Below are 13663 nucleotides of genomic sequence, written 5' to 3'. Positions count from 1 at the left end.
CAAACCATTCGACGCCCCATCCTGATTCACCGCCGAACCCCGCACCACACCCAACACCCGCCGACCATCACGCACCGCATCCGCTAACCGCTGCACCACCAAAACGCCGACACCCTCAGACCAACCCGTACCGTCAGCAGCAGCCGAAAACGCCTTACAACGACCGTCCCCCGCCAACCCACCCTGCCGATCAAACTCCACAAACAAACCCGGCGACGCCATCACCGTCACCCCACCCACCAACGCCAGGTCACACTCCCCCGCCCGCAGACCCTGACCCGCGAAATGCAACGCCACCAGAGACGACGAACACGCCGTATCCACCGACACCGCCGGCCCCTCAAGACCCAACACATAAGCGATACGACCAGAGGCAACACTGGCCGCACCACCGGTCAGCCCATAGCCCTCCACCTGGGCATCGGCCTCGCCCAGCCGAGGCCCGTACTCCTGACCCATCACACCGACGAACACGCCCGTCTGCGAGCCTCGCAAGGAGTCAGGGGCTATACCAGACCGCTCCAGCGCCTCCCAGGAGACTTCCAACAGAAGCCGTTGCTGCGGATCCATCGCCAGAGCTTCGCGCGGCGAAATTCCGAACAACTCGGCGTCGAAGTCCGCGGCGGCGTCGAGAAAACCACCCACCCGAGCGAATGAACCGTCAACGGTCCAACCACGGTCGACCGGAAAGTCCCCAACGACATCGCGACCCTCGATGACGACCCGCCACAAGTCCTCAGGCGAATCCACCCCACCGGGAAAACGACACGCCATACCCACAACCGCCAAGGGCTCGAGGGACGGCAGGACAGTCGGGGTAGCGGGGGCAGCCGCCGGTGTTCCGCCGATCCGGTCGGTGAGGTAGGCGACGAGCGCCGTGACGGTGGGATGGTTGAAGACCACCGATACGGGCAGGGCGGCTCCGACGGCCGCGCCGAGGCGTCTGCAGAGTTCGAGGGAGAGGCTGGAGTCGAAGCCGAGGTCCTTGAACGGCCGCTCCACGTCGATGTCGTCGGGTCGTTCGTGGCCGAGCACGCGGGCGGCGACGGTGCGGGTCAGTTCACCCAGGTCACTCGTCTGCGCGGTGATCTCGGCGTCGCCGTCGGCCGTCCCGTCGCTGGTGGGTTCTGCGGTGAACCAGTGCCGAGTGCGCTGGAAGGCGTACGTGGGCAGGTCGACGTGGGTGCGATCGGACCCGAGAACGGTTGTCCAGTCCACCGGCACGCCGACGGCCCAGACCTGGCCGAGCGCCTGGAGCAGAGTCTCGTACTGCGGGCGGTCGCGGCGTTGCGAGGCGACGACGACGCCCGGTACACCTGCGGCCTCGACGCACTCGGACATGGCGAGTTCGAGCACAGGATGGGCACTGACCTCGACGAAGACCCGGGCGCCGAGACCGACGAGGGTCTGCATGGCGAGGTCGAACCGCACGGTGTGACGGAGGTTGCGCAGCCAGTAGCGGCCATCCATGCCGGCGGTGTCGAGCACCTCGCCGGTCGCGGTGGACACCAGCGGAACCCGCGACGACCGGGGCGTCAGCCCGTCCAGCTCCGCGACCAACCGGTCGGCGACGGTGTCCACGGCGGCGGAGTGGGAGGCGTAGTCGACCGGAATCAGCCGCGCTCGTACCCCACGGGCGGTCCACCGGGCAGCGAGCGCCTCCAGCACCGGCACCGGGCCGGCGACCACGGTGGAGGACGCACTGTTGACGACCGCTGCCTCCACGCCGTCGGGGAGTTCCGGCTCGACGTCGGCCCGGCTCAGACCGACCGACAGCATTCCACCCGTGCCGGCCAACTCGCGGATCAGGCGCGAGCGGACCACGACGATCCGGGCGCCGTCCTCCAGCGACAGCCCACCGGCGACGCAGGCCGCCGCGACCTCGCCCTGGGAGTGGCCGACCACGCCCGCCACGGGGACACCCGAGGACTGCCACACCGCCCCGAGGGAGACCATGACCGACCACAGCAGCGGTTGCAGCACGTCCACCTGCGACAGCCAGGAGTCGTCCTCGCTCCCGAGGACGTCGATGACGGACCAGTCGACGAGGCCGGACAGCGCACGGTCGCACGCGGCAAGCCGGTCGGCGAAGACCGGCGACGCCCCGATCAGCTCGCGGGCCATGCCAGCCCACTGCCAGCCCTGGCCGGGGAAGACGAGTACGACCCCGCCCGGCGCGGTCCCGGAAGCCTCGACGGTTACCGAGCGCAGATCCGCGACGATCGACTCGCGATCGGCGCCGACCACCACCGCCCGGTGCTCCAGGCCGGCCCGGGAGGCCGCCAGGGCCCGCGCCACCGCGGGCACCGGGGTGGCCCGGCCCGGCCCCTCCCACCAGTCGGCCAGCCGAAGCGCCTGGGCTCGCACCGCCGCCGCGGACCGGCCCGAGACCAGCACGGGCACCGGGCCGACGCCGGTCACCGGGCCGACACCGGTCACCGGGGCAACGTCGGTGCCCCGGGGCGCCTCGGCGAGGACCAGATGACAGTTGGTGCCGCCCATGCCGAACGCGCTGACCCCGGCGAGCAGTGGCCCACCGGCACCGGGCCAGGGACCCAGTTCCGTGCTGACCCGCAGCCCCAGTTCGCCGAGCGGGATCGCGGGGCCGGCGGAACGAAAGTTGAGGCTGGCCGGCAGTTCCCGGTGCCGCAGCGCCAGCACTACCTTCAGTAGACCGGCGATGCCGGCGGCGCCCTCGAGATGGCCGATGTTGGTCTTCACCGAGCCCACGATCAGCGGATCACCTGCCGGGCGGGCCCGGCCCAGGACGGCGCCCAGCGCGGCGGCCTCGACCGGGTCGCCGACGGGGGTGCCGGTGCCGTGCAGTTCGACATAGCCGACCTGTTCCGGCGGGACCCCAGCGCGCTCGTAGGCGCGGCGTAGCACCTGCTCCTGGCCGGCCTGGCTCGGTGCGGTGAGCCGGTCGCCGCCGCCGTCGTGGTTGGTCGCGCCGCCCCGGATGACGCAGTAGACGCGGTCGCCGTCGGCGACGGCCCGGTCGAGCGGTTTGAGAACCACCAGTGCGGCGCCCTCGCCCCGGACATAGCCGTTGGCCCGCTCGTCGAAGGTGTAGCACCGCCCGTCGGGTGAGAGCGCGCCGAAGTCGGCGGTGTATCGGGCGGTGTCGGCGAGGAGGTTCAGGTTGACCCCACCCGCCAGGGCGATCTCACACTCGCCAGAGCGCAGGCTCTCGGCCGCGATGTGCACGGCGAGCAGGGAGGAGGACTGCCCGGCATCGACGGTCAGGCTGGGGCCGGAGAAGCCGAGCCGGTAGGAGATGCGGTTGGCCAGGACGCTGCGGTGCAGGCCGGTCAGGACGTGCGGCGCGTCGTCGCCCGGTCCGTGACCGTACACCAGTTTGGCGTAGTCGTCGGCCATCGCACCGATGAAGACTCCGACCGGGCGGCCGGTCAGTTGGTCGGCGGGCACGCCGGTGTCCTCGATGCCCTCCCAGGCCAATTCGAGCAGGAGGCGCTGCTGAGGGTCCATCATGCGTGCTTCGCGCGGCGAGATCCCGAAGAATCCGGCGTCGAACCCGTCGACGTCGGGCAGGAAGCAGCCCCAGCGGGTCGGGTCGTCCGGGCCGGAGGGCTGCCAGCGCCCCGGAGGCACCTCGGTGACGGCGTGCCGGTCGTCGCGCAGCAGGGCCCAGAACGCGGCCGGGTCGGGTGCCCCCGGCAGCCGGCAGGCCAGGCCGACGATGGCGATCGGTGCACCACCCGGGGGCGGTACGAGCAGGTCAACGCTTGGTGTGCTCGACAACGTCTCTCCCCGTGGTGTCGGCCGGTTGCACCGCATCGTCGAACTGGACGGCGCAGAGTTGGGCGTAGAGCCCGCCGTGGCGCAGCAACTCGTCGTGGCGGCCTTGTTCGACGACCCGGCCGCGCTCGAGAACGAGAATCTGGTCGGCGCTGCGCACGGTGGACAGCCGGTGCGCGATGACGAGGCAGGTGCGAACGGCCATGACATGCTGCAACGCGCGCTGGACGGCCAGCTCGGACTCGGAGTCCAGGTGTGCGGTCGCCTCGTCGAGGATGACGATGGGCGGTGCCTTGACGAGCAGCCGGGCCAGGGCGAGCCGCTGCTTCTCGCCGCCGGAGAGCCGGTATCCGCGGTCACCGACGACGGTGTCGAGCCCGTCGGGCAGGCGCCGCATCAGATCGGTCAACTGGGCCGCCTCCAGCGCGACGTGCATCTCGGCGTCCGTCACGCCCGGCCGGGCGTACTCCAGGTTGGCGCGGATGGTGTCGTGGAACAGGTGGGAGTCCTGAGTGACCACGCCGATGGCCGCGCTGAGCGAGGCGAGCGTCAGGTCGCGGACGTCGTGGCCGTCGACGCTGACGCTGCCGGACCGCACGTCGTACAGCCGGGGCAACAGGTTCAGCAGGCTGCTCTTCCCGGCGCCGGACGGCCCGACCAGGGCGATCATCTGGCCGGGCTCGGCTCGGAACGACACGTCACGGACCACGACCGGGTTGGGCGCCTCGGCCGGGCCGCTCGCCGTCGCCGCGGACAGGTTGCCCTCGGCGCCGTCCGGGTAGGCGAAGGAGACGTCGCGGAACTCGACCCGGCCGGCGGCGTCGGTCAGTGTCACGGCGTCCGGCCGCTCGGCGACGTGTGGCGCGAGGTCGAGCACCTCGAAGACCCGGTCGAAGCTGACCAGCGCGGTCATCACGTCGGCGTGCACGTTGGAGAGCCCGACCAGCGGGCGGTAGAGGCGGGTGAGCAGCGCGGCGAGCGCCACGAGCGCGCCCAGCTGGATCGCGCCGTCGATCACCTGGTAGCCGCCCAAGCCGTACACCAACGCGGTGGTGACGGCGGCGAGCACGGTCAGTGTGACGGCGAAGACCCGGCCGTACATGAAGACGACGACACCGGCGTCGCGCAGGTCCCTGGCGTTGGCGGCGAACCGGCCCGCGTCGTCGGTCCGCCGGCCGTATAGCTTGGACAGCACGGCACCGGCCACGTTGAACCGCTCTGCCATGAAGCCGCCGAGTGCCGCGTCGGCCTCCATCTGCCGCCGGGTCACATGTTGCATGCGACGGCCGACGATGCGGGCTGGCAGGTAGATGAACGTCGGCAGCAGGATCGCGATGATGAGGGTCAGCTGCCAGGAGAGGTAGGCCATCGTGACGAGCACTGCCGCCATGCTGATGACGCTGGAGACGACGGACGACAGGGTGGTGGTGAGCGCGCGCTGCGCGCCGTTCACGTCGGCGCCGAGCCGACTGAGCAGGGTGCCGGTGTGGTTGTGCGTGTAGAAGGCGACCGACATGCGCTGCAGGTGCTCGAAGACCTGGATCCGCAGGTCGCACACGACGCCCTGGCCGATACGCGCGGAGAACCAGTGTTGGGCGAGATTGACGACGCCGTTGACCAGTGCGGTGGCCGCGACCAGCGCGGCGAGCCCGAGCACCACGCCCACATCGTGGGGCAGGATGCCGCGGTCGATGATGAGCTTGAGCAGCAACGGATCCAGCACGACGGCGATCGCGTCCAGCGAAACCAGCAGCAGCAGGATCAGCAGGTCCCGCCGGTAGGGGCCGGCGTAGCGCACGACCCGGCGCAGGGTGCCGGGCCGCACGCGCGAGCGGGCGGCCGGGCGTTCCTGAAGCAGGGAGTGGATGCCCGGGTTGGTCATGTCGCGGCGGTTCCGCCGGCGTCCGGGGTCTGGACCTCGGCGAGCACGTCGTCGGTGTGCTCGCCGAGTTCTGGCGCGCGGCGGCGGAACGTGTCCAGGCCGGCGCCGAACCGCACGGGGAACCGCACCTGCGGCACTGTCGTGCCGCCGGGGCCGGAGGCCTCGCCGACGAGCCCGCGCGCCCGTACGTGCGGGTCGGCCTGGAACGCTGCGGCGTCGTCGAGCACCGGCGCCCACGGCACGTCCACAGTCGACAGCCGTTCGTTCCACCAGTCCAGCGTCCGGGCCGCCACGACCCTGGTGAGCAATGCGTGCACGGCGACCTTGTGCCGGGTGCGCTCGCGGCGGGAGTCGTAGGCGTCCGTCCCGAGTTCGGGAAACTCGGGTGCCAGTGCCGTGCGGAAGGTGAGCCAGAACCGGTCCTCGAACAGCACCAACGACAGCCGCTTCCCGTCGGCGGTCTCGAACAGGTCGTAGTCGCCCATCACCAGCGGGCTGTCGGCCGGTGTCGCGAGGCGCCGCAACGGCAGCAGCATGGGCGCCGTCCAGGCCGACGCGGCCTCGTGCGCGGCGACGTCGATGTGCTGGCCGCAGCGGGTGGCTCGGGCACCGGGCAGGGCGACGGCGAGGGCGAGGGCGGCGTACATCGCGGCGGTCAGGTCGGCGACCCGGGTGCCGACCCGGTCCACCCGCTCACCTGCCCGGTGCGGCACGGCGAAGAAGCCGGCCAGGGCCAGGAAGTTGAGGTCGTGGCCGGGCCGGTGCGCGTACGGGCCGTCCTGTCCGAAGCCGGACAGCGAACAGAGCACGATGCCGGGATTGACGGTGCGAAGGCGCTCGTAGCCCAGGCCCATCCGGTCGAGTACGCCCGGCCGAAAGCTCTCCACCACCGCGTCGGCCGTCGCCACGAGCCGAAGGAACGCGGCCACACCGTCGGCGGTGCGCAGATCGAGCGCAAGCGACCGCTTGTTGCGGTTGATGGCGGCGAATCCTTCGGCGTCGACCCGCCGGCTCGGGTCGCCCCCGTCGGGCGACTCCACCTTGATGACGTCGGCACCCAGATCCGCGAGCAGCATGGTGGCGAAGGCGCCCGGAAGCAGTCTGGTGAGATCCAGGATCCGCGCCCCGTCGACCGCCGACCACGTTACCGTCATGTCGCACCCCTTGTGATCTCCTTCGCCGCGCGGATGGGCGCGGCCCGGTCGGTCAGCCGCCCATCTGCTCGATGAGGCTCTTCGGCCGCAGATCGGTCCAGTTCTCCTCGACGTAGGCGAGGCAGGCGTCACGGCTGTCTTCGCCGTGTGCGACCGTCCACCCCGCCGGCACCTCGGCGAAGTGGGGCCAGAGCGAGTGCTGGCCTTCGTCGTTGACCAACACGTAGAAACGGCCGTCGGGGTCGTCGAAGGGGTTCGTCACGGTTTCCTCCCATGGGTACGTCGGTCAGGGGTCAGGCGGCACGCAACGGGTCACGTGCAGCGGAAGAAGCTGTCAGGTCGCGGTGCGTCGCGGCGGCGGACCGACCGTCAGCGCACGGGGTGCCGCCAGCCGCGGGGGTCCGGGCCGTCGCCTCGTTGCGCGGCCGTCAGGGCGACACGCAACCGTTCGGTGATCGGGGCGTCTGCGGCGGACCCTGCGTTCCACGCGCCGTCAGCGGTGACGATGCGACGGATGCGTGTCACACCGGCGGCGGTGCCGCAGGCAAAGGCCTCCGTGATCTCGCCGCGCGCGGCACCGTCACGCCATTCCTCCAGGGCCAGGGGCCTCTCGGTGGCGCGCAGCCCGGCGTCGCGGGCGAGGGTGAGGAGCGAGTCGCGGGTGACGCCCGGCAGGATCGTGCCGGTGAGCGACGGCGTGACGATTTCGGCGGCGGCGCCGCTGCCACGGACGACGAAGACGTTCATGCCGCCCATCTCCTCGACCCAGCGCCGCTCGTTGGCGTCCAGATACAGGACCTGCTGGCACTCGTGGTCGGTGGCCTCCTGCTGTGCGAGGTAACCGGAGGCGTAGTTGCCCGCACACTTCGCCTCACCGGTGCCGCCGAGGACGGCCCGGGTGTAGGTGTCGGTGACCCACACGGACACGCCGTCCTTCGCGGCGCCGAAGAAGTTCTCCGTCACGAAGGCCATCAGCAGGTAGCGGTAGGTGGTGGCCGGCCGCAGCCCGAGGTGCGGGTCTTCCGCATACAGGATGGGGCGCAGGTAGAGACTCCGGCCCTCGGCGGCAGGCACCCAGGCCCGGTCGACCCGCACCAGTTCCTCGATGGACTCCGCGAAGAGCGACTCCGGCAGCTCGGGCATGCTGAACCGGCGCGCCGAGCGCCGCAGGCGACAGGCGTGGTCAGCCATCCGGAACACCGATGTCTGGCCGCCGGGTGACTGGTATGCCTTGAGTCCTTCGAAGACGACCTGGCCGTAGTGCAGCCCGACCATCGCCGGGTCCAGCGGCAGGCTGCCGTACGGGCGCAGGGACGCTTGGTGCCAGCCGCGGTCGGCGGTCCAGCGGATTGTCACCATGTGCTCGGTGAACGCCTGCCCGAACGGGGAATCCCGCAGCCGGGCGGCTCTCGCAGATGGGCTCAGCAGCTCCGACGTCGCGACGCCGAAACGGCTCCAGTCGGTCGTCGTCTCGGTGCGTGCTCCAGTTCCGGCGGGGTCCAACTGATCCGCGCGACGGGACATGCGCATCACACCATGGGGGCGAAGAAGTACGTGTCGCGCCGGCTGAACAAGCCGTCCGGCGCGACTTCGAAGAAGTCGGCGAACCTCAGCCGCACGTTTTCCCCCGACTTGAGCACGCCTTCGAAGTCACCCTGAACCGCAATGGTGGTGCCGTCGCAGACCGTCGCGCGCAAGGTGTGCCGCCCGTCGGCGATCACCCGATCCGCGCGGTAGAACTCGTCGAGTGCCGCACGGCCCTTGAACGTGTCGTATCCAGGTCGGTCATAGACTGCGTCGGGCGTAAACAGCGCTACCATGCCCGCGACGTCGCGTTTGTCGACCAATTCGTAATAGCGGCGGACACGCGTCAACGCCTCTTCCGACATGACCATGCAGGAACAACTCCCCCGTAAGACCTGCTATTGGTGTGGCCCGGGCGAATCTCGGCTGCCCGCTTCATGCAGCACCACAACACCGGGCCTCGGGCCTTATCGATGCATCTGAGTCTTTCGATTGCCTGCGTCGAACTATAACGGCTGTCCGTACCGACCGGAACCCTTTTGGCGCAACGAATATCGCTTACATCGCCCTACACCGCGCCCGACGGGCGCAGCCGCGCCACGACGTCGCGCACCAGATCCTCAGTGTCCTCATGCAGGAAAAAATGCCCGCCAGGGAAGACCCGCAGCTCGCTCGGACCGGCGGCGAACTCACACCAGGCGGCAACCTCGTCCACCTCGACATCGGCGTCGGCGGCACCGGCGTAGACGGTCATCGGCGCGCTGAGCAGCGCACCCGGGCGGTGCCGGTACGTCTCTATCAACCTCAGGTCACTGCGGAACGCCGGAAGCACCAGCTCGCGGATGTCCTCGTCGGCGAGCAGCCACACGTCCGCCGCGCCGAGCCGGCTCATCTCCGCGACGAGCTCGTCGTCGGGCGCGCGGTGCAGCTGCCGGGTGGGCCTCCGGTTCGGCGCGGCGTTCGCCGACACGAACACGTGCGCCACCTGCACGCCGTGCAGGATCTCCAGGCGGAGCGCGACCTCGTAGGCGATCGCGGCGCCCATGCTGTGCCCGAACACGGCCACGTCACAGCCGAACTCGCCCTGCAGTGCGCCGGTGACCAAATCCGCCATGCGCTGCAGGTCGTCGACGCACGGCTCGGCGAGCCGGTCCTGACGACCGGGATACTGCACCGCGAGCAGCTCGACGTCGTGCGGCAGCAGCGCGGCCCACTCGCGGTAGGCCGCCGCGCTGCCACCGGCATAGGGAAGGCAGACCAGCCGCAGCCGTGGCGACGACACCGGACGGTAACGGCGCAGCCACGCATTGCCGGGTGATCGTACGGCACTGTCTGACATGGACTCCCCCGCGTTGGCTGCGGCGGGCGCTGCGCGGCACCACACCGTCCTCCGTGAACCGTGTGGGTCCGTGACGCATCTGGTGCGATCAGCGCCTGGGCGCCAGCCCGGCCTCATAGGCGGCGATCACGGCCTGGGTGCGATCCCGGACCTGGAGCTTCGCCAGCACACTGCTGACATGTGTCTTCACGGTCTGCCGACCCAGCACGAGTCTTGCGGCGATCTCGGTGTTTGACAACCCCTGCGCCATGAGACGCAGCACCTCGCGCTCGCGGGCGGTCAACGCGGCGACCGCCGTCAGGTTACCGCCGGGCGCGGGATCGGACTGCTCAGCCGGCGGGAGGTAGGTTGCGGGGACCACCCGCGAGGAGCCGCCGGCCGCCAGCCGGATCGCGTGGGCGATCTCGCTCGCCGACGCCCGTTTGAGCAGCAGGCCGTGTGCCCCCGCCCGTAGCGCGGCGTGCACATATGCGTCCTGCTCCAGCGTGGTGAGCATGAGGATGCGCGGCGGCGAGACGAATGCTCGCCGCACCTCGGCCGTGGCCTGGATACCGTCCATCACCGGCATGCGCACGTCGAGCAGCACCACGTGCGGCCGCGTCGCCTTGACGGCCGCCACGACCTCGTTGCCGTCGGCGGCCTCGCCGACCACGCGCAGATCGTCATTGGCCTCGATGAGGACCCGCAACCCGGCGCGGACCAGCTCCTCGTCGTCGACAAGAAGGACGTCGGTGCCCACGGGACGACAGTCTAGTGCGTCGTCGCCGCCACCTCGTCCCGCGGCGCGTGAGGCAGCCGGATGTGCACCCGCCAGCGCTGGCCGACGGGCCCGGCGGCGAGCACCTCGCCACCGAGCAGCACGACCCGCTCGCGGATGCCGCGCAGCCCACCGGAGCGCGGCCCGGCGCCGTTCGCCCGACGGGCCGCCGGCGGCGAGCCGGGGTGGCCCAGCGGGCTGTCGACGCACAGGTCCAGCCGGTCGGCAGCGATCTCCACGGATACCGAGACCGGCACCGCACCGCCGTGTCGCAGCGCGTTGGTGAGGCCCTCCTGCACGATGCGGTACGCCTCGCGGGAGATCACCGTGGACAGCACGCCGACCGGACCGTTCACGGTGGCGTCGACCCGCGCACCGGTGGTGCGGGCGCCGTTCACGAGCGTGCCCAGCTCGGCCAGCGTGGGAGCGGGAGCGGCGGCGGCCGGGTCACCGCGTACAAGCGTCAGCACCCGCTCGAGGTCCTCCATCGCGCTGCGGCCGGTCCGCTCGATCGCGCCGAGTGCCTCGCCGACGAAGGCGCTGTCGCGTTCGCGGACCTCACGTGCCGCCATCGCCTGGAGCACAATGGTGGCCAGCGCGTGCCCGATCGCGTCGTGCAGCTCACGCGCGACCAGGTTCTGCTCCAGCAGCCGCTCGGCCCGCGCCTCGGCGGCGGCCACCCGCTCGGTGGGCGACGGGCCCAGCAGCCACCGCGCACCCGCTGCCAGCAGCCTGCCGGAGAGCGCCACCGGCCAGACCGTCGCGATCGCCAGCAGCGGCACCAGCGCCAGCCAGAGCGGCGACCGGCCGGCCGGCAGGGAGACCCCGAAGAGCACCACTTCGGTGGCGCCAAGCGGGGCGGAGAGCAGCACCACCGCGGATTCCAGCATCGCGGCGGTGAAATAGGCGACGGCCACCCCCACCTCGAGGCGCAGCAGCAGCCATGCGACGGTCCGGCCACGCGCGGACCACGACGGCTCGCCGCCGGGCAGCACGGCCGCGTCGCCGCCGAACAGCAGCAGCCGCGCCTGCGCCCGCTCCGCGTCACGCACCCGCGGCAGCAGGCCGGCCACCAGCAGCACCGGGACCGGCACCACCAGCAGCAACGCGGCGGTCCGCAGCGCCGAACCCTCCAGCCCCGGAATGACGGCCGTGCAGGCGGCGGCGAAGACGGCGGCGATCAGCATGTGCAGCCACCGGGCGTAGGTGATCGGCGTGAACAGCGGTGTCACGAATGCGGGCACGCCTCCATCATGTCATCTCCGGCCGGGGCGCCGGCCTGCGAAAACCACCCCGTGGCGGGAGCTATCTCCCGCCCTGGGGGGAGCCGCACGGCGGGCCGCTTCGCGACCATGGTGGGTATGTCTACGAGAGGCAAGGCACATGATCGAGGTACGTGAGCTGAGCAAGAGGTACGGCAAGACCGTGGCCGTCGACCGGCTCACCTTCGACGTCACCCCGGGCCACGTGACTGGTTTCCTCGGGCCCAACGGCGCCGGGAAGTCCACCACCATGCGGATGGTCCTCGGGCTGGACCGGCCCAGTCATGGCGACATCCGCATCGACGGCAAGCGCTACGTCGACCTCGCCGAGCCGCTGCGGCACGTGGGTGCGCTGCTCAACGCGAAGGACGCGCAGGACGCCCGGACAGCCTACGATCACCTGCTCGCCATCGCGCAGACCAACCGTATTTCCCGGCATCGGGTCGATGAGGTGCTGGCCATCGTGGGCCTGACCGATGTGGCCGGACGCCGCATCGCTGGGTTCTCACTCGGCATGTCGCAGCGTCTGGGCATCGCGGTGGCGCTGCTCGGCGACCCGCCGATCCTGATGTTCGACGAGCCGGTGAACGGCCTGGACCCCGAGGGCATCCTCTGGATCCGCAACCTGATGAAGGGCCTGGCCCATGAGGGTCGCACGGTCTTCGTCTCCAGCCACCTGATGAGCGAGATGGCGATCACCGCCGACCACCTCATTGTCATCGGCCGCGGCAAGCTGCTGGCCGACACCACCATGGCGGAATTCATCAAGGTCAACGCCCGGGGCGTGGTGCGGATCCGCTCCGCCGCGCAGGACCGGCTCGTGTCGTTGATGCGCGCAGAGGGCATGGAGGTCGTCGCGCATCCCGACGGCCTGATCGAGACCGACGAGCAGCACACCGCGCGGGTCGGACAGCTGGCCGCCGACGACGCCATCCCGCTGCTGGAGCTCAGCCCGCAGCGGCCGTCGCTGGAGGAGGCGTTCATGCGGATGACCGCGAACGCGGTGGAGTTCTCCGCCGCGCCCCCCGTCGGCCGGCTGGCCGAGCGGGCCCGGCAGTTGGCCGGCAGTAGCCGGGACGAGGGTAGGTGAGGATGTCCGCGCAGGCGGTTCTCAGGTCGGAGTGGACGAAGGTTCGCTCCATGCGCAGCCACGCCTGGACCCTGGCGGCCACGTTTGTCGTGGTGCTCGGGATCAGTGCGGCGGTCAGCAGCTTCTACGGCGAGGGCGAGAGCCTGAGCCCGGACTTCGACGCTACGGCGCTGGCGTACTTCGGCGTGAACTTCGGCCAGCTGGCGGTGATCGCGTTCGGTGTGATCGTGGTGAGCGGCGAGTACTCCAGCGGCATGATCCGCACCTCGCTGGCCGCGGTGCCGCAGCGCGGGCTCTTCCTGGCCTGCAAGCTGGCCGCGGCGACCGCGGTGATGCTCGTCGTGGGTATGTTCACCAGCGTGGTGACGTTCTTCGTCACCCAGGCGCTGATGCCCAACGCGGCGTCGCTCGGCGATCCGGGTGTCGCCCGAGCGATCGTCGGCGCCGGGCTCTACCTCGCGCTGCTGGCGCTGTTCTCGATGGCGGTGACGTTCATGCTCCGCAACGCGGTGCTGGCGATGGGCGTGCTGATGCCGATGTTCTTCCTGGTCTCGCCGTTCGTCGCCTCGTTCGAGCAGGTCGAGCCGGTGGCGAAGTACATGCCCGACCGGGCGGGCATCCTGATCACGCAGAGCAAGCCCGCGGCGGACTCGCTCGGCCCGTGGGTCGGCCTGGGCCTCATGGCCGCCTGGGTGGCCGTCGCGATCTTCGGCGCCTGGATCGTGCTCCGCCGCCGGGACGCATAGCCCCCGTGGTCCCGGCCGGCTTTGCCTTCGCGTCTGCGTGACGCGAAGGCAAAGCCGCGCTCAAAGCTAGCGACAGACGACTATGTCTTGCTAGGCTCGCCCCCACGTCATGAATTGACCAACGGGGGCTCCACCGAAGCATGGTCGCAG

At 70.8% G+C, this 13663-nt stretch carries 11 protein-coding genes; 2 read left to right on the top strand and 9 right to left on the bottom strand.

Annotation, left to right across the window (positions count from 1 at the left end; translation table 11 throughout):
• From ACGF5G_RS23340 to ACGF5G_RS23300, 9 genes are all read right to left on the bottom strand, one after another.
• On the bottom strand, window positions 1-3762 hold a 3762-nt coding region (locus ACGF5G_RS23340; protein WP_393266042.1), incomplete at its 3' end, for a type I polyketide synthase.
• Entirely contained in the window at window positions 3740-5641 is a 1902-nt protein-coding gene (locus ACGF5G_RS23335; protein ID WP_393266040.1) for an ABC transporter ATP-binding protein, read from the bottom strand. The genes ACGF5G_RS23340 and ACGF5G_RS23335, both read right to left, overlap by 23 nt.
• Entirely contained in the window at window positions 5638-6795 is a 1158-nt protein-coding gene (locus tag ACGF5G_RS23330) for a CaiB/BaiF CoA transferase family protein (RefSeq protein WP_393266037.1), read from the bottom strand. The genes ACGF5G_RS23335 and ACGF5G_RS23330 overlap by 4 nt, the downstream gene beginning before the upstream one ends.
• 52 nt (window positions 6796-6847) lie before the next feature.
• Window positions 6848-7057, bottom strand: a complete 210-nt coding sequence (locus tag ACGF5G_RS23325) for an MbtH family protein (protein ID WP_350684171.1) — start codon at window positions 7055-7057, stop codon at window positions 6848-6850.
• Between the two features lie 107 nt (window positions 7058-7164).
• Window positions 7165-8319 carry a branched-chain amino acid aminotransferase gene (locus ACGF5G_RS23320; RefSeq protein WP_393266035.1) on the bottom strand — a complete coding sequence of 385 codons (1155 nt, stop codon included), beginning with the start codon at window positions 8317-8319 and terminating at the stop codon, window positions 7165-7167.
• A gap of 5 nt (window positions 8320-8324) precedes the next feature.
• Window positions 8325-8690 (bottom strand): nuclear transport factor 2 family protein, encoded by a 366-nt coding sequence (locus ACGF5G_RS23315; RefSeq protein WP_393266032.1) that lies wholly within the window; start codon window positions 8688-8690, stop codon window positions 8325-8327.
• Window positions 8691-8887: 197 nt separating this feature from the next.
• On the bottom strand, window positions 8888-9601 hold the full coding sequence (locus ACGF5G_RS23310) for a thioesterase II family protein (protein WP_393266029.1): 714 nt from the start codon (window positions 9599-9601) through the stop codon (window positions 8888-8890).
• A gap of 145 nt (window positions 9602-9746) precedes the next feature.
• Window positions 9747-10397: a response regulator gene (locus ACGF5G_RS23305; protein ID WP_393266027.1), complete on the bottom strand. Its 651-nt coding sequence runs from the start codon at window positions 10395-10397 to the stop codon at window positions 9747-9749.
• 11 nt (window positions 10398-10408) lie between these two features.
• Window positions 10409-11659: a sensor histidine kinase gene (locus ACGF5G_RS23300; RefSeq protein WP_393266024.1), complete on the bottom strand. Its 1251-nt coding sequence runs from the start codon at window positions 11657-11659 to the stop codon at window positions 10409-10411.
• A gap of 139 nt (window positions 11660-11798) precedes the next feature.
• Between ACGF5G_RS23300 and ACGF5G_RS23295 the strand changes: the two genes are divergently transcribed.
• Together ACGF5G_RS23295 and ACGF5G_RS23290 are read left to right on the top strand one after the other, a co-directional pair.
• Complete coding sequence (locus tag ACGF5G_RS23295; protein ID WP_393266022.1) at window positions 11799-12767, top strand: ATP-binding cassette domain-containing protein; 969 nt, start codon at window positions 11799-11801, stop codon at window positions 12765-12767.
• 50 nt (window positions 12768-12817) lie between these two features.
• Window positions 12818-13513, top strand: a complete 696-nt coding sequence (locus ACGF5G_RS23290; protein WP_393266020.1) for an ABC transporter permease — start codon at window positions 12818-12820, stop codon at window positions 13511-13513.
• Window positions 13514-13663: the final 150 nt, after the last annotated feature.

Origin of the sequence: Micromonospora sp. NPDC047730 (assembly GCF_043204765.1) — a bacterium.
Classification (GTDB): domain Bacteria; phylum Actinomycetota; class Actinomycetes; order Mycobacteriales; family Micromonosporaceae; genus Micromonospora.
This window is presented reverse-complemented; position numbering and strand designations above follow the sequence as displayed.